Genomic DNA, 16,058 nt, shown 5'->3' with positions numbered 1-16,058 from the left:
CGACAGTGACGGCTGGAAGATCGCAAGCCTATCCGCGTTGGCGGGGCGATGATGCGCGACCGGTCGACGGGGCATCGGCCGATCGTCCGGTCGCCGCCTCGCCGCGGCCCTGGTCGGGTCACCCGGCGCGGTGCGCGTCGAACCAGCCGAGTGCTCGCTGGCGCGCCTCGCGATGGTCCACGATCGGCGCCGGGTAGGTGCCGTCGATCGTCACCGCGCAGTCCTGCGCCACGTCGTCCGGCATGTCCCACGGATGGTGGATGAACGCCGGGGGCACGTCGGCGAGCTCGGGTACCCACCGGCGCACGTAGGCACCGTCCGGGTCGAAGCGCTCGCCCTGGGTGACGGGGTTGAAGATGCGGAAGTACGGCTGCGCATCCGTGCCGGTGCCGGCGGCCCACTGCCAGCCGCCGTTGTTGCTCGACAGGTCACCGTCGATCAGGTGCTCGAGGAAGTGGCGCTCGCCGATGCGCCAGTCGATCAGCAGGTCCTTGCACAGGAAGCTCGCCACGATCATGCGCGCGCGGTTGTGCATCCAGCCGGTCGCGCGCAGCTGGCGCATTCCCGCGTCGACGATCGGGTAGCCGGTCATCCCGTCACGCCACGCGGCGACGGCGTCGGGATCGTCGTCCCAGGGCAACGACCGGTACTGCGCGTTGAACTCCTCGGTCAGCACGTCGGGCCATGCGGCGAGGACGTGCAGGTAGAAGTCCCGCCACGCCAGTTCCGTCGCGAACGCCCTGTGGCCGCTGTTGCGCAGGTCCAGCCGGGAGCGCACCCGACGGACCGACAGGCAGCCGAAGTGCAGGTCCGCGGACAGTCGGCTCGTGCCGTCCGCGGCCAGCACGTCACGCTGCTCGTCATAGTCGTCGGCGGGCGCGTCGAGGAAGCGTGCGAGCCGGTCGCGTGCGGCCGTCTCGCCACCGGTCTGTCGCTGTGCCGGCTCGTCGAGATCCAACGACGACCCCGTCGGCAGGTCCTCGCTGGCGACAGTGCCGTGGCCGGGTACGCGGCCGGGCGCGTCGAGCGGATCGTCGACCGCCCGCTGGCGCCACTGACGGTGGAACGGCGTGAACACCTTGTAGGTCTCGCCGGCGGTCGTGAGGACGGTGCCGGGATCGTGTAGCGCGGCGCCGGGGTGATCGACCACGTCGGGCGCATCGTCGAGGCGTGCGAGCGCCGACCGCACGGCCTCGTCGCGCCGCGTCGCATACGGCGTGTGGTCCCGGCTGTGGTGGACGGCGGTCGCGCCGACCTCGGCCGCCACGGCCGGAACCACCTTGTCGGGAGCTCCCGTGCGCAGCACGAGGCGTGCGCCACGCTCCCGGAGGTTGTCGTCGAGGTCGGTGAGAGCCTCGCACAGGTAGGCCAGGCGCGCCGGGCTCACCCGCCCGCGCTCGACGATCGCGGGATCCCACACGAACAGGGGCACAATGCGTGTGTCGTCGTCCGCGTCGTCCATGGCGGCGTGCAGCGCCGGATGGTCGTCGACCCGCAGATCACGGCGGAACCAGACGATGCGTGTGTCCACTGTGGGTCCTCGATTCGCAGATCGGACGGCGACCGTCGAACGGTAGCGTCGACAACGACAGATGTGCTACGGTATCGAACAGATGTTCGCCACCGGTGGAGGTGTGTGATGCGGATCGACTGCGGTGACTGCGCGATGCAGCACACGTCCGCGTGCGACGACTGCATCGTGACGGCCCTGCTCGACCGTCGGGATGGCGAGGCGGTCGTGCTCGATCTCGAACAGGCGCGTGCCGTGCGCGCGCTGCAGCGCGGGGGCCTGGCGCCGCGCAGCAGGTTCCTTCCGGTCGATCGCACGCTGTCGCGGTGACACCGGCGGCGCCACCCGGCGCCCAGTCGCGCTGACATCGGCGGCGCCACAGGGCACGCTGGCGCTGATGTCCCACCGCCGCTCCGAGTCGTCGCTCGACGTCCGACGCCTGCCCGGTGGGGTGGTCCCATGGTCGATCGTCGTGGTCATCGTGGCCGTCGGGGCCCTGGCGGTCCTCGCCCGTCCATTGGCGCCCGACCTTGGTCCCGTGCCCGATCCCGGGCGCTGGTTCACGACGCCGCAGCTCGAGCGCATCGCCGCCTACCAGCGGCCGCTGCGCTGGGCGGTGCTGCTCGCGACCATCGTCGACGTTGCGGTGCCGGTGACGATCGCCGTCACCGCGACGGGGCGGCGGCTCGTCGCGCGGGTGGTCAACGGCATCGGTGTGCAGCGGCCCGGACGGGCCGCTGCCGCCGTCACGGTCGTCATCGTGGGCCTGACCACGCTGGTCGGACTGCCGGTCGACCTCTGGGCGCACCGGCACGCACGGCTGTTCGGGTTGTCGACGCAGTCGCTGGCCGGCTGGGCGGGCGACCGCGCGATCGAGCTGGCCATCACGGCCGTCGGCGCTGCGCTGGTGGTGGGCGTCGGCTACGCCCTGGCGGCGCGGTGGCCAAGGCGCTGGGTCCTGGTCGCCATACCACTGGGATTGTTGGCGACGGCCGTGCTGACGTTGTCGGCGCCGCTGATCCTCGAACCACTGCGCTACCGGGTGACACCCCTGCCGCCAGGTGAGGTGCGGGACGAGTTGACCGACGTGCTGGCGGCGGAAGGTCGTGGCGACGCCGCGCTGCTGGTCGCCGACGCCAGCCGGCGGACCACCCGGCAGAACGCGTATGTCTCCGGTCTCGCCGGCACCCGTCGGATCGTGCTGTTCGACACGCTGTTGGAGCGTCCGCCGCCGGAGGTTGCGCTGATCGTCGCCCACGAGCTGGCGCACGAACGGCATCGGGATCTGGCGCGCGGCGTGCTGGCCGGTGGCGCGGGCCTGGCGGTCGTGTGCGCGCTGGTGGACGGGGTGGCGCGGTGGCGGGTGCGGCGTGGGCGGCAGGACGGCGTCGCCGATCCAATGGCCGCCGGCGTGGTCGTCGCGGTGCTGGTGGTCACGCTGATGGTCACGGCGCCGGTGTCGGCGTGGGTCAGCCGCCGTGCCGAGGCGGCGGCCGACCTCGGGTCGCTCGAGCTGACCGGTGCGGTCGCCGACTACTGTGCGGTGCAACGCGGGCTGGTCGTGCGCAACCTGTCGGACCCCGCGCCGCCGACCTGGGCACGCCTGTGGTGGTGGACCCATCCGCCCGCGGCCAGCCGCCTGCAGCTGGCGTCGACGTTCGACGACGCGGCCTGCGCAAACTGAGCCGGCCACGCCGCCGACGCTGATCCACGCCTCCGACCCGGCCCGGCCCTGCCCGCGTCGCGTCCGGGAACGCTGGTCCGGTGCCGCTCGTCAGGCGTCCGTCGTGAGCGTCCGCAGGTCGTCGGCAAAGCGGGCGACGATGGCGTCCCACGACCAGTTCGGCGCCACCCATGACCGCGCCGCCGTGCCCATCTCGGCGGCCGCCGACGGTGGTCGCAGCATGTCGATCAGCACCGCGGCGATCTCGTCGACGTCGTCACCGTCGACGAGCCTGCCCGTCACACCGTCGCGCAGTGCCTCAGGGCTGCCACCGCTGCGTCCCGCCACGACGGGCACACCGCAGGCCTGTGCCTCCAGGAACACCACCCCGAAGCCCTCCTGCTCCAGCCCGCCCCAGCGGCTGCGGTTCGGGTGCGCGAAGACGGTGCCGGCCCGGTAGTGCGCGGGCAGCTCATCCCACGGGATGCTGCCGGCGAAGACCACGGCACCCCGGACGTGTCGGCGGGCAAGGCGTTCCAACCGTCGCCGGTACCGCCCGGCACCGACGATGAGCAGGCGGACGTCACCCACGGCGGCGCGGACCCGCGGAAGCGCACGGATGAGCTGGTCCTGACCTTTGCGTGGCACCAGACGTCCGATCGTGACGATGACCGGTCCGGTGCCCAGTGCGTACCGCTCACGGACCGCGGTCCCGTCGACGGCCGGGTTGAAGCGATCCAGGTCCACGCCGTTGCGCACCAGCCGGATCGGCGGATCGTCGTCGCCGACGAGCGCGTGCAGCGCGTCGGCTGTGTAGGAGCTGACCGAGAACAGCTGGTCCGCGCGGCCGAGCACCGCCGCGAACAGCTGGCGCAGTCCGGGGACACGCGCCGGCAGCACGAGCTCGGCGCCATGGCTGCACACGGCCCAGGGCAGGCCCGTCGCAGGGCCGAGCGGCGTCAGTGGCGCCGGCGCCATGAACACCACCACCGACGCGCGGTGGGCTTCGACCGCTGCGTGCAGCGCCGCGCGGGTCGCGCGGGTAGGCCACAGGTAGCGGTGGTGTCCGCGCCACACGGGATAGTCCAGGCGCGGGTCATCGGCGGCGGGATGTGCCGGCGCGAACACGCCGACGTCATCGAGGCGCGCGGCGATCTGGGCGACGTACTGCTGGATGCCGCCGACGTCGGGCAGGAAGTCGTTGGTGACCAGCAACGGGCGGAGCACGGGCAACCTTCGTGTCGGACAGCGCGCAAGGCTACCGCCGGTTGCGGTGCGCGCCGGCCGGGCAGCATCAGATCGAGGGGCCGGGCGACCGAGGAGATGCAGGACCGATGGCAGGTATTCCGGAGCAGTTCGCGGCCTTCGTGGCCGTCAAGGACGACGACGAGGTGCGACGGGAGATCCGCCAGCTCGGTCCCGGCGACCTGCCCGACGGCGACGTCACCATCCGTGTCGCCTGGTCCAGCGTCAACTACAAGGACGGCCTGGCCACGATCCCCAAGGGCCAGGTCGCGCGGATCTCACCGCTGATCCCCGGGATCGACATGGCGGGCACGGTCGTGACGTCGACCAGCGACGCGTTCGCGGACGGCGACGCGGTGCTGGCTCACGGGTACGCCATCGGTGTCGCGCATCATGGCGGCTATGCGCAGTACGCGCGGGTCCCCGCCGACTGGGTCGTGCCGCTCGAGGGGCTGTCGGCCAGGGAGGCGATGATCATCGGCACCGCCGGCTACACGGCGGCGATGTCGGTGCAGCGGATCATGGAGCACGGGATCGTGCCCGACGACGGGCCCGTGCTGGTCACCGGGGCCAGCGGAGGCGTCGGCAGCATGGGTGTCGATCTGCTGGCCGGGCAGGGCTACGAGGTCGTGGCGAGCACGGGTGATCCCGATGCGCACGAGTGGCTGCGCGCCAGGGGCGCGGCCGAGGTCATCGACCGGCTCGACATCGACGACATCCGCCCGCTCGACGAGCAGCGGTGGGCCGCCGCGGTCGACTGCGTCGGTGGGGCGCCGCTCGCCAAGGTGCTGTCCCAGACCGCGATCGGCGGACTGGTCGCGGCCAGTGGCAACACGGCCGGCCTCGGGTTGCAGACGTCGGTGGCGCCGTTCATCCTGCGCGGGATCACGCTGGCCGGCATCGACTCGGCGAACCACCCGATCGACGACCGTCGCGCGTTGTGGAGGCGCCTCGCGGGCGACATGCGTCCCTCGTCGCTGGACGCCAGCCAGGAGGTCGGGCTCGACGACCTCGAGGCGACGCTCGACGCGATCCTCGCGGGCGCCACCCGGGGTCGCGTGATCGTCGATCTCGGGGACTGACGGCGACGCCGGACGGTCCGCCATGCACGGCGCTCAGCGTCTGCCGTCGTGCTCCGGTGTGGGTGCCGCCGCGAGATCCTCGTCCGCCGGATCGTCGTCGATCTCCGGTGCGCTCTCCTCGAGCTCCAGGCCGCGGGTCTCTGGGAACCACCGGTAGCCGGCGGCCGTCATCGCCGCCAACGCACCGACCGACACGGACGCCATCGCGAAGGAACCGGTGATGTCGCTGAGCGTTCCGAACAGCACCAGGCCCGCCACGGCGCCGAGCACCCCGGCCGCGGCGACCCACCCCTGGGTCGTCGCGCGGATGCTGGTCGGGAACACCTCGGTCGACAACGCGCCGAAGCCGGGGCCGTACGCCCCCTGGGCGAAGATGCCGGCCCAGAAGCCGCTGACGAGAGCCACGGTCGATCCGCTGTACGCGAGGGCCACCGACGCCGCGACGAGCAGGTGGAATCCGATGACGGCCGGCCGCCGGCCGAGGCGATCGGAGATCCAACGGCCGATGAGCAGGCCGACGAGCCCGACCGGTCCGGACACGATCACAAGCACCGCCATCGTCGCGCGGCTGAGCCCCAACTGGCCCTCGCCGTAGAAGAACAGGTAGGTGTTGTGCGGGCCCGTCACGACGTTGAACGTGAAGGTGACGATCACCAGCAGCAGAAGCCGTCGGCGCAGCCTCGGGTGGATGGAGCCGAAGGCCGACAGGCGCGGCCGCGTCTCGACCGCCGCCCGCCTGGCACGCAGCGCCTTGAAGCGGTCGGGCTCGGCGAGCATCGGGGCCAGCAGCGGCAGGAGGACGAGGAACACGACCGCGAGGGCGAAGACGCCACGGAAGCCACCGCCGAGCAGATCGTTGAGCGGGACGCGGACGACCGACACGATGCCGGTGCCCACCGCGTAGCCGGCGACCGCCAGAGCAATCGCCTTCGTCCGGTCGGCGCTGCGGACCTCCTCACTCGCGACGACGGAGCCGACCGCGGTGGTCGCCGAGAACAGCGGTCGGCTGATCGCGACGACTGCGACGAACCACCAGAACGACGGACTCAGCGCCGCCACCGACGTCAGCAGCAGCCCGGTGCCGACGCACCACAGCAGCACGCGGCGCCGGCCGAGACGGTCGGCGACGCTGGCGATCGGCAGCGCGGCCAGGCTGGCGAAGCGGATGATGGCCAGACCAATGCCGACCGTGGTCGCCGACAGCCCGACCTGCTCGGCGGTCGTCGCGGCGTCCTCGCCGAACGCGGTCGCGACGTCCGACAGCGAGGCCGTCGGCGCGAACTGCGCGAACCCCGTCGCGACGGCGAGCAGCGCGACCGCGATGATCGACGGGTGCCGCCAGCCGTGCAGGTGCACGCGCGTCATCGAAGGTCGGGGCATGGACCTGGTCCGAGGGTGCGGGCGGCCGTCAGGCCGCCGGTGGGTGGGGACCGGTGGGTGCGGGCGGCCGCCAGGCCGCCGGTGGGTGGGGACCGGTGTGTGCGGGCGCAGTCGACCAGCGGCATGGTAGGTAGGTTGGACCGGTCCGATACTCTATGCATTCGCGTGAGACCAGAACGCGCACAGGCCGGCCCGACCGGATCCGGCGTCCCCGACCAGCCACGGAGAGCACGTTGGCCGGGGCGCCTCGACAGGAGCGTGCGAACGAGATGAACCTGTGGCCCGGCAAACCGTACCCGCTGGGAGCGCAGTGGGACGGTACCGGCACGAACTTCGCGCTGTTCAGCGAGCACGCGGAGGCCGTCGATCTGTGCCTGTTCAACCGCGACGGGCACGAGACCTCTGTGGCGCTGTCCGAGCCGACCGCGTTCATATGGCACGGCTATCTGCCGGGCATCGGCCCCGGTCAGCGCTACGGCTTCCGCGTCCACGGTCCGTGGGACCCCACCCAGGGGCACCGCTTCAACGGCGCGAAGCTGCTGCTCGACCCCTATGCCAAGGCGATCGAAGGACGGGTCGACTGGCACCCCTCGGTGTTCGGCTACGACATGGACGCCGACGACACGGTGTCCGACGAGCGCGACTCCGCGCCCCACGTGCCGAAGGGCATCGTGACCAACCCGTTCTTCGACTGGGCCGACGACCGCCATCCCAGGACGCCGTGGTTCGAGACGATGATCTACGAGACCCACGTGCGCGGGCTCACGATGCGCCACCCCGACGTCCCGGCCGAGCTGCGCGGCACCTACGCCGGGCTGGGATCGCCGGTGATCATCGACTACCTGACCAACCTCGGCGTGACCGCGGTGGAGCTCCAGCCTGTCCACCGGTTCATCCACGACCACTTCCTCGTGCGCAAGGGTCTGCGCAACTACTGGGGCTACAACTCGATCGGCTTCTTCGCGCCGCACGACGAGTACGCGGCCCGCAGCGGCGACAGCCGGAGCATCTACGAGTTCAAGAGCATGGTGAAGTCGCTCCACGAGGCCGGCCTCGAGGTCATCCTGGACGTCGTCTACAACCACACGGCCGAGGGTAACCACCTCGGTCCCACGCTCTCGCTGCGCGGCATCGACAACGCGTCGTACTACCGCCTGGTCGACGACGACCGCCGCTACTACATGGACTACACGGGTACCGGCAACTCGCTGAACGCCCGGCACCCGCATGTGCTGCAGCTGATCATGGACTCGTTGCGCTACTGGGTGCTCGAGATGCACGTCGACGGGTTCCGCTTCGACCTCGCTTCGACCCTGGCGCGGGAGCTGCACGACGTCGATCGGCTGAGCGCGTTCTTCGACATCATCCAGCAGGACCCCGTCATCAGCCAGGTCAAGCTGATCGCCGAGCCCTGGGACGTCGGTGAGGGCGGCTACCAGGTCGGCAACTTCCCGACGCTGTGGACCGAGTGGAACGGCAAGTACCGCGACACCGTCCGCGACTTCTGGCGCGGCGAGACCCACGGCATCGGCGAGCTGGCTTCGCGGATGGCCGGGTCGAGCGACCTGTACGCCCACAACGGGCGGCGTCCCTACGCGTCGATCAACTTCGTCACCGCGCACGACGGGTTCACCTTGCGTGACCTCGTGTCCTACAACAACAAGCACAACGAGGCGAACCTCGACGACAACAGCTCGGGTGAGGACCACAACCGTTCGTGGAACCACGGCGTCGAGGGGCCCACCGACGATCCGGAGGTCACCGCGTTGCGGCTGCGTCAGCAACGCAACGTGCTGACGACGCTGTTCATCTCGCAGGGTGTGCCGATGCTGCTCGGTGGCGACGAGTTCGGGCGCTCGCAGCAGGGCAACAACAACACCTACTGCCAGGACAACGAGCTGTCCTGGTACGACTGGGACCTCGGCGAGGAACAGGAGGATCTGCTGTCGTTCACCCGGCGGCTGATCCGTCTGCGTGCCGACCACCCGGTGTTCCGGCGCCAGCAGTTCTTCCGCGGCGCGACCGAGGACACCGTCGACCTCGACTGGTTGCGTCCCGACGGGGCGGACATGAGCGCTGAGGACTGGGACGCCGGCGACCAGCGCTCGATCATGGTCTTCCTCAACGGCCGGGCGATACCGACGCCGGACGCGCGCGGCCAGCAGATCCTCGACGACAGCTTCCTGGTGCTGATCAACGCCGATGCCGAGCAGGTCAAGTTCACCCTGCCACGGGAGGCGTACGGCCGCCGCTGGCAGCTCGTGGTCGACACGGCCGATCCGGACGACCGCCGTACCGGACCCCATGCCAGTGCCGCGGAACGTGTCGTCGTGACCGGTCGATCGATTCAGGTGCTCCGACGGATGGATGATGCCCGTGACCGTTGATGCGACCACGACGCCGGATCCCGTGACGCCGGCGCAGGATGGGCCACGCCGGCCGGAGCCGGGCGCGACCTACCGGTTGCAGCTGACGCCTGACTTCGGCTTCGCCGCCGCGCAGGCATGTCTGGACTACCTGGCGGATCTGGGCGTGACAGATCTGTACCTCTCGCCGATCATGCGGGCCGTACCGGGCAGCACGCACGGCTACGACGGCGTCGACCCGACCGAGGTCTCGCCCGAGCTCGGCGGCCGCGACGGCCTGCTGGCTCTGTCGGACGCCGCCGCCAGTCGCGGCATGGGCCTCATCGTCGACATCGTGCCCAACCACCTGGCCGCGTCGGAGCACAACCCGCTCTGGGAGCAGTTGCTGGCGGAGGGCATGTCCGGGCCGGCCGGCTCCCTGTTCGACGTGGACTGGCGACCGCGCCTGCCGACCGCCGAGGGCAAGGTGATCCTGCCGGTCCTCGGAGACACCTACGGTGCGGTCCTGGTCGCCGGCGAGCTGGAGCTCGCCCGTATCGACGGCAGGTACCGGGTGCGCTACCACGACCGGACGTTCCCTCTGCGACGCGAGAGCCTCGATCACATCGAGGCCAGCGGCGGCGGGCGCACCTTCGCGGGCACCCCCGGCGTCGCGGACAGCTGGCGCAACCTGCACGACCTGCTCGAACGGCAGCACTACCGGTTGGTGCACTGGCGCATCGGTGATGCCGTCGTCAACTACCGGCGGTTCTTCACGATCAACGACCTCGTCGCCGTGCGTGTGGAGGTCCCCGAGGTCTTCGACCGCACGCACGCCGTGCTGCTGGACCTGGTGTCCGAGGGAGTGGTGAGCGGGCTGCGCGTCGATCATCCCGACGGCCTGCGCGATCCTGAACGCTATCTGCAGCAGGTGCGCAACCGCACGGGCGCGTGGATCGCCGTCGAAAAGATCCTGCACCCGGGGGAGCGGATGCCGAACTGGTCGGTCGCCGGCACGACCGGCTACGACTTCTGCACCGACGTCCTCGGCCTCTACGTCGACGCGGACGGCCTTGAGGCGCTCACGGCGATCGACGCATCGCTGGGTGGCGGCCGGCCGTACGAGGAGCTCGCCGTCGAGAGCAAGCTCGAGGTACTCGACCACGGGCTCTGTGCCGACCTGGACCGCGTTGCGCACCGGTTGTGGCGTGTCGTCCAGCAGCACCCGCAGGTGCGCGACGTCACGCTCGACTGGTGCCGGGGCGTGCTGTCGGGAACGCTGGCGCAGTTCGCGGTCTACCGCACCTACGTCGACCCGGAGACGGGAGACGCGCACGGCACGGACCGCGTGCAGATCTCATCGGCGATCGAACGGGCGCGCTCGGCGGACGACGCGCCGCCCGCCGAGCTCTGGGACTTCGTCGAGGAACTGCTCACGGGCGAGGCCGGCAGCAGTCCGGCGCTGCTCGACGTCCTCGCGCGGTTCCAGCAGCTGTGCGCGGCCGTGATGGCCAAGGGCACAGAGGACACGGCCTTCTACCGGTACCGCACGCTGCTGGCCGCGTGCGAGGTCGGTGCGGATCCGTCGCAGGCGGCGCGGACGCCCGAGCAGTTCCAGCGGGTCAACACCGAACGTGCGGAGCGTGCACCGCAGACGATGCTGACGACGGCGACCCACGACACCAAGCGCGGCGAGGACACGCGGCTGCGCATGGCGGCGTTGTCGGAGCTGCCACAGGCGTGGCGGGAAGCCGTTCGCGCGTGCGAGCAGGCGGCCGCCGCGACCGAGGCCGACGCCGACGAGGCCGACAGCGATGAGGCCGACGGCGACGAGACCGACACCGACGTGCTGCCGGCCCAGGCGCGCTACCTCGTGTACCAGACGGCCGTCGGCATCTGGCCACTCGAGGGTGAGCCCGACGACTGGCACCGTGACCGCCTCGCGGCGTACGTCGTGAAGGCGGAGCGGGAGGCCGGCCTGTGGACGAGCTGGACCGACCCCGACGAGCGGTTCGAGGATCGGCTCCGGACCTTCGCGCGGGCCGTGCTGACAGCCGACGGCGTTCCCGAGGCACTGCTGGCCGTGATCAGGCGCACCGCCGAGATCGCGATGGCCGCCGGCCTCGGTCAGGTGGTCCTGCGCACGTTGTCGCCCGGCGTCCCTGACTGCTACCAGGGCACCGAGATGTGGGACGACTCCCTGGTCGACCCGGACAACCGGCGCCCGGTTCCGTTCGAGGAGCGCCACGAGCTGCTTGCCGACCTCGCTGGCTCGTCGGCCGAGGAACTGCTCGAGCACCGACGTGACGGACGCGTCAAGGCGCACGTCCTGCAGCGTGCGCTGCGGGCGCGTGCCGACCATCCCGGCTGTGTCGACATCGGTAGCGGCTACCTGCCGTTGGCCGTCGAGGGCCGCTGGGCCGACCACGTCGTGGCGTTCGCGCGCGTGTCATCGGACGCCTCCGACGCGCTGCTGGTCATCGCGCCGCGCCTGCCGGGAGCGGTCATGGGCGACGACGCGCGTCCGCCGATCGGTGACATGTGGGGCGACACGACGGTCACGGTGCCGGGCTTCGTCCAGGGCACCTACCGTGACGTGTTCGCCGGTGGCTCCGGTGACATCGGCGACGCGATCGAGGTGTCGGCGTTGCTCGCAACCCTGCCGGTCGCCGTCCTGGAACGGACGACCGACACCGTGGCCGACACCGGGGCGTCGGACGACGCCTGACCGGGCGGCGCTTCGCGGCCGTCAGCCGCCGGCGGGTGACGAGCGCCGACGTGCGGGTCACCCCCAGCCGAGCTCGTGCAGGCGGTCGTCGTCGATGCCGAAGTGATGGGCGATCTCGTGCACGACGGTGATGGTGACCTGCTCGCGGACCTCCTCCGGTGTGGCGCAGTGGCGCAGGATCGGCCCTCGGAAGATCGTGATGCGGTCGGGCATGCTTCCGGCCGCCCACCACTCGTCCCGGGCGGTCAGCGGCGTGCCCTCGTACAGCCCGAACAGTTCGGGCCCGTCCGCCGGGCTCTCGTCGTCGATGACGATCGCCACGTTGGTGATGGCGTCGGTGAGCTCGGCGGGCACGGCGTCGAGGCCGGCGGCGACCGCGTGCTCGAACTCGTCCGGTGACATCGTGACCATGGGACGTAGTGTGCCCGCAGGCGGGCTCGCAGCGCGGATCACCACCTCGTCGGAATCCGGTGGGACCACGCCACGTCGTCTAGGCCGAGCACCACGACCGACCATGCGGGCACCGCGCACGTGGGCGGATCGGTGCTCGGGTCGACGGCGACCTCGGTGCCGTCGCCGCCGTACGCGGTGGCGGTGGACGACCACCGGACGCGCCAGTGCCCGTCGATGGGCACGCGGATCGTCGTGTCGCGCTTCGACGCGACGACGATCACCGGCGCGACGCCGGCGGGGTCGTTGCGCTGCACGACGAGGCACGCGGCCGTGGCGACGAGGGGCTCGACGAGTGTGCGGTCGCCCGTCGCCAGCGAGCGGACGGTGCGGCGGAACGTGAGCAGGTCGTGCCACAGCTGCCGGCGGGCCTCGCCCGCCGCCGTCGACGCGGCCGTGTGATCCAAGGAGCTCGCCTCGAACGTCTCGAGGGCCTGCGGATCAGGCACCTCCGCGTCCGCGAAGGCGGCGAAGGCGGCGAACTCCTCGCGGCGACCCGTCCGCACCGCGTCGGCAAGCCAGCTCTCCGGGTGACTCGTGAAGAACTGGAACGGTCGGGTCTCGCCGTACTCCTCACCCATGAACAGCATGGGCACGGTGGGAGACAGGCACAGCAGGGCGATGGCGAACCGCACGCGCGTCCCATCGACGGTGACGGTCAGGCGGTCCCCGGTCGGGCGGTTGCCGATCTGATCGTGGTTCTGGATGCAGGCGACGTAGTGCCGGGCGGAGACGTGGTCGGGCAGCGGTGCCCCGACCGTCCGGTCGCGGAACTGCGAACGCCGGCCGCCGTAGACGAACCCGTCGGTCCAGGCGGTCGCCAGGTCCGGCAGGCCGGTGTAATCGGTGTAGTAGCCCTCGCGCTCACCGGTCACCGTGACGTGCAGCGCGTGGTGCAGATCGTCGAGCCACTGGGCGTCGAGGCCGCGCCCTCCGGCGGGACGCGGGGCGACCGTGCGGGGATCCTGGCGATCCGACTCGGCGATCAGGGCGAGGGGACGGCCGACCTGTTCAGCCAGGCGGTCGACGGTCGCCGACAGGCGCTCGAGGATGTGCACCGCCGAGCCGTCGACCAGGGCGTGGACGGCGTCGAGCCGCAGGCCGTCGACGTGGAAGTCGGCCAGCCACATGCGTGCGTTGTCGACGATGAACGACCGAACCGCGTCTGCCCCCTCGTCGTCGAGGTTGATCGCGGCACCCCATGGCGTCGTGTGCCGGTCCGTGACGTACGGTCCGAACTCTTCGTGGTAGCTGCCGCTCGGCCCGAAGTGGTTGTAGACGACGTCGAGGATGACGGCCAGGCGGTGACGGTGGCAGGCGTCGACGAACGCGGCGAACGCCTCCGGGCCGCCGTAGGGCTCGTGGACCGCGTACCAGGCCACGCCGTCGTAGCCCCATCCGCGAGGTCCGTTGAAGGCCGCGACCGGCATGACCTCGATGTGCGTGACCCCGAGTGCCGCGAGATCGGCGAGATGCTCGCACGCAGCCGCGAACGTCCCCTCGCGTGTGAACGTGCCGATGTGCAGTTCGTAGATCACGGCGCTGGCCAGGGGCGTCGGCTGCCAGGCCTGCTCGCCCGGGGACCATGCGAACGAGCCGCGCTCGACCAGCGCCGAGGCGCCGTGCACCCCGTCCGGTTGGCGCAGCGATGCGGGATCGGGCCGCGGATCGCCGCCGTCGAGGCTGTAGGCGTAGCGGTCGTCGGCGAACCTGTCGAGGCGCGTCGCGAACCATCCATCGCCGATCGGTTCGAGCACGTACCGGTCGGTCCCGTTGACCACCGCGACGTCCTGGACACGGGGCGCCCACACGCGGAACGTCACTGTGCCGTCGGCGTGCAGGACCGGTCCGTGCCGCAGCGGTTGAACGTCGACGGTGTCCACGACGGCTGATGCCGTGATGGCGGTTACCGCGCCGGGTCGGCCACGCCGACGTCGGCCGGCTCGTCGATCTCAGCCAGGATCGCGTCGACCGTCGGGGTCACACGTTCGTACAGCGGCTTGGGGTACAGCCCGATGCCGACGATGACGGCGATCAACGGGACCATCACGACCTTCTCGCGCAGGGTGAGATCGGTCATCCCCTTGGCGCGACCCTCCACCGGGCCGTGGAACATGCGCTGGTACGCCCACAGCAGGTACAGCGCGGCGAAGATCACGCCGAACGCCGCCAGCACCGCGGCCCACGGGGTCGTCTGGAACGCGCCGAGCAGGATCGGGAACTCGCCGGCGAAGCCGTTGAGCCCCGGCAGGGCCAGCGAGGACAGCGCGACCACAAGGAACAGACCGCCAAACACCGGGGTCGCCTTGGCGAGGCCCGAGTAGTCGGCGATCTTCCGTGAGTGGGTCCGCTCGTACATGAACCCGATCAGGATGAACAACGCACCGGTCGACAGCCCGTGGTTGACCATCTGCACGACGCTGCCCGCCGTGCTCTGCACGTTCAGCGCGAACACACCGAGCACGACGAAGCCCATGTGGGCGACGGACGAGTATGCGACCAGCCTCTTGATGTCGGGCTGGACCATCGCGACCAGCGCGCCGTAGAGCACGCCGACCACGGCCAGCGCCATGATCGTCGGCGCCAAGCTCTGGGTGGCGTCGGGGAAGTAGGGAAGGGAGAAGCGGATGATCCCGTAGCCGCCGATCTTCAGCAGGATCGCCGCCAGGTCCACCGAGCCGATCGTCGGTGCCTCCGTGTGCGCGTCCGGCAGCCATGTGTGGAACGGAAACAGCGGCACCTTGATCGCGAAGGCGATGAAGAACGCCAGGAACAGCCAGACCTGCTCGGTCTCGGTCAACGAAAGGCCGCGCAGGGCCTCGTAGTCGAACGTGGCCGCCCCGGCCTTGAAGTACAGGTACAGGATGGCGACGAGCATCAGCAGCCCGCCCACCAGCGTGTACAGGAAGAACTTGATCGACGCGTAGCGCCGGTTCTCGCCGCCCCACACTCCGATCAGGGCGTACATGGGCACGAGCATCGCTTCGAAGAAGACGTAGAACAGGATCAGGTCGAGTGCCGTGAACACGCCGATGACGGCGGTTTCCAGGGTGAGCACGGCGATGTAGAAGCCCTTGGTGCGCTCGGTGACGTGGCCCCACGTCGCCAGTACCGCCAGCGGGATGATGAACGTCGACAGCATCACGAGTGGCCATGTGATCCCGTCGACCCCGACCGTGTAGGTGATGCCCCACGCCGGGATCCAGGCGACCTCCTCGACCAGTTGGAACCCGCCCTCGCCGACCTCGAACGCGGGGAACAGTGCGAGCGACAGCACGAACACGACCGCTGTCGCGACCAGGGTCACGCGCCGGATGGCCTCAGTCCGGTCGCTCGGGATCATCGCGACCACCAGCGCGGCGAGGGCCGGCAGCCAGATCAGGATCGACAGCAGCGGCAGGTCAGCCAAGACCAACTCCAACGGACGTCAACATTCGTGCGTCAGCACGATATCGCCCCGACGCTGAGACCGCGAAGCACCCGGGCGGCCACCGATGCCGAGGTGGTTGACCTTTCACCGCGCCACCGCGTCCTTCGACAACCACCTCGTGGTTCGTGCGTCGGGGTGGGTCGTCCGTCGTCGGGGTGGGTCGTCCGTCATCGGGGTGGGTGGGGCAACGTCGGGGTGGGTGGGGCAACGTCGGGGTGGGTGTCG

11 protein-coding genes are annotated in these 16,058 nt (G+C 70.8%); 5 read left to right on the top strand and 6 right to left on the bottom strand.

What is annotated here, in order from left to right:
• Positions 1-118 precede the first annotated feature (118 nt).
• Positions 119-1,531: a deoxyribodipyrimidine photo-lyase gene (locus tag VFZ70_14715; GenBank protein HEX6257057.1), complete on the bottom strand. Its 1,413-nt coding sequence runs from the start codon at positions 1,529-1,531 to the stop codon at positions 119-121.
• 108 nt (positions 1,532-1,639) lie between these two features.
• Here VFZ70_14715 and VFZ70_14710 point away from each other — a divergent pair, with 108 nt between their 5' ends.
• Together VFZ70_14710 and VFZ70_14705 are read left to right on the top strand one after the other, a co-directional pair.
• Entirely contained in the window at positions 1,640-1,840 is a 201-nt protein-coding gene (locus VFZ70_14710; protein ID HEX6257056.1) for a hypothetical protein, read from the top strand.
• Between the two features lie 67 nt (positions 1,841-1,907).
• Positions 1,908-3,194, top strand: coding sequence for a M48 family metalloprotease (locus tag VFZ70_14705; protein HEX6257055.1), 1,287 nt, complete (start codon positions 1,908-1,910; stop codon positions 3,192-3,194).
• Between the two features lie 90 nt (positions 3,195-3,284).
• Here the strand turns inward: VFZ70_14705 and VFZ70_14700 are convergent, their stop codons facing one another.
• The gene (locus VFZ70_14700) at positions 3,285-4,400 is read right to left on the bottom strand and encodes a glycosyltransferase family 4 protein (GenBank protein HEX6257054.1); all 1,116 of its coding nucleotides are present in this window, start codon (positions 4,398-4,400) and stop codon (positions 3,285-3,287) included.
• Between the two features lie 107 nt (positions 4,401-4,507).
• Between VFZ70_14700 and VFZ70_14695 the strand changes: the two genes are divergently transcribed.
• Complete coding sequence (locus VFZ70_14695) at positions 4,508-5,500, top strand: oxidoreductase (GenBank protein ID HEX6257053.1); 993 nt, start codon at positions 4,508-4,510, stop codon at positions 5,498-5,500.
• Between the two features lie 33 nt (positions 5,501-5,533).
• On the opposite strand, the gene VFZ70_14690 is transcribed toward VFZ70_14695, so the two are convergent.
• On the bottom strand, positions 5,534-6,865 hold the full coding sequence (locus VFZ70_14690) for an MFS transporter (protein HEX6257052.1): 1,332 nt from the start codon (positions 6,863-6,865) through the stop codon (positions 5,534-5,536).
• Between the two features lie 284 nt (positions 6,866-7,149).
• Here VFZ70_14690 and glgX point away from each other — a divergent pair, with 284 nt between their 5' ends.
• Both glgX and treY read left to right on the top strand, forming a co-directional pair.
• On the top strand, positions 7,150-9,267 hold the full coding sequence (glgX, locus tag VFZ70_14685; GenBank protein ID HEX6257051.1) for a glycogen debranching protein GlgX: 2,118 nt from the start codon (positions 7,150-7,152) through the stop codon (positions 9,265-9,267).
• The gene (treY, locus tag VFZ70_14680; GenBank protein ID HEX6257050.1) at positions 9,257-11,953 is read left to right on the top strand and encodes a malto-oligosyltrehalose synthase; all 2,697 of its coding nucleotides are present in this window, start codon (positions 9,257-9,259) and stop codon (positions 11,951-11,953) included. The genes glgX and treY overlap by 11 nt, the downstream gene beginning before the upstream one ends.
• Positions 11,954-12,010: 57 nt before the next feature.
• Here the strand turns inward: treY and VFZ70_14675 are convergent, their stop codons facing one another.
• The 3 genes from VFZ70_14675 to VFZ70_14665 are packed head-to-tail and all read right to left on the bottom strand — an operon-like array spanning position 12,011 to position 15,812.
• Entirely contained in the window at positions 12,011-12,433 is a 423-nt protein-coding gene (locus VFZ70_14675; GenBank protein HEX6257049.1) for a metallopeptidase family protein, read from the bottom strand.
• Complete coding sequence (treZ, locus tag VFZ70_14670) at positions 12,403-14,286, bottom strand: malto-oligosyltrehalose trehalohydrolase (GenBank protein HEX6257048.1); 1,884 nt, start codon at positions 14,284-14,286, stop codon at positions 12,403-12,405. The genes VFZ70_14675 and treZ overlap by 31 nt, the downstream gene beginning before the upstream one ends.
• 23 nt (positions 14,287-14,309) lie before the next feature.
• Complete coding sequence (locus VFZ70_14665; protein HEX6257047.1) at positions 14,310-15,812, bottom strand: NADH-quinone oxidoreductase subunit M; 1,503 nt, start codon at positions 15,810-15,812, stop codon at positions 14,310-14,312.
• Positions 15,813-16,058 lie beyond the last annotated feature (246 nt).

It is taken from the genome of Euzebyales bacterium (assembly GCA_036374135.1).
GTDB lineage: Bacteria > Actinomycetota > Nitriliruptoria > Euzebyales > JAHELV01 > JAHELV01.
The sequence above is the reverse complement of the archived record's forward strand: the minus strand, read 5'-3'. Positions and strand labels throughout refer to the sequence as shown.

Excerpts from the sequence above, each read along its gene's own strand:
- VFZ70_14705 (HEX6257055.1), top strand. The coding sequence starts at position 1,908 with ATGTCCCACCGCCGCTCCGAGTCGTCGCTCGACGTCCGACGCCTGCCC.
- VFZ70_14710 (HEX6257056.1), top strand. The coding sequence starts at position 1,640 with ATGCGGATCGACTGCGGTGACTGCGCGATGCAGCACACGTCCGCGTGC.
- glgX (HEX6257051.1), top strand. The coding sequence starts at position 7,150 with ATGAACCTGTGGCCCGGCAAACCGTACCCGCTGGGAGCGCAGTGGGAC.
- VFZ70_14690 (HEX6257052.1), bottom strand. The coding sequence starts at position 6,865 with ATGACGCGCGTGCACCTGCACGGCTGGCGGCACCCGTCGATCATCGCG.
- VFZ70_14695 (HEX6257053.1), top strand. The coding sequence starts at position 4,508 with ATGGCAGGTATTCCGGAGCAGTTCGCGGCCTTCGTGGCCGTCAAGGAC.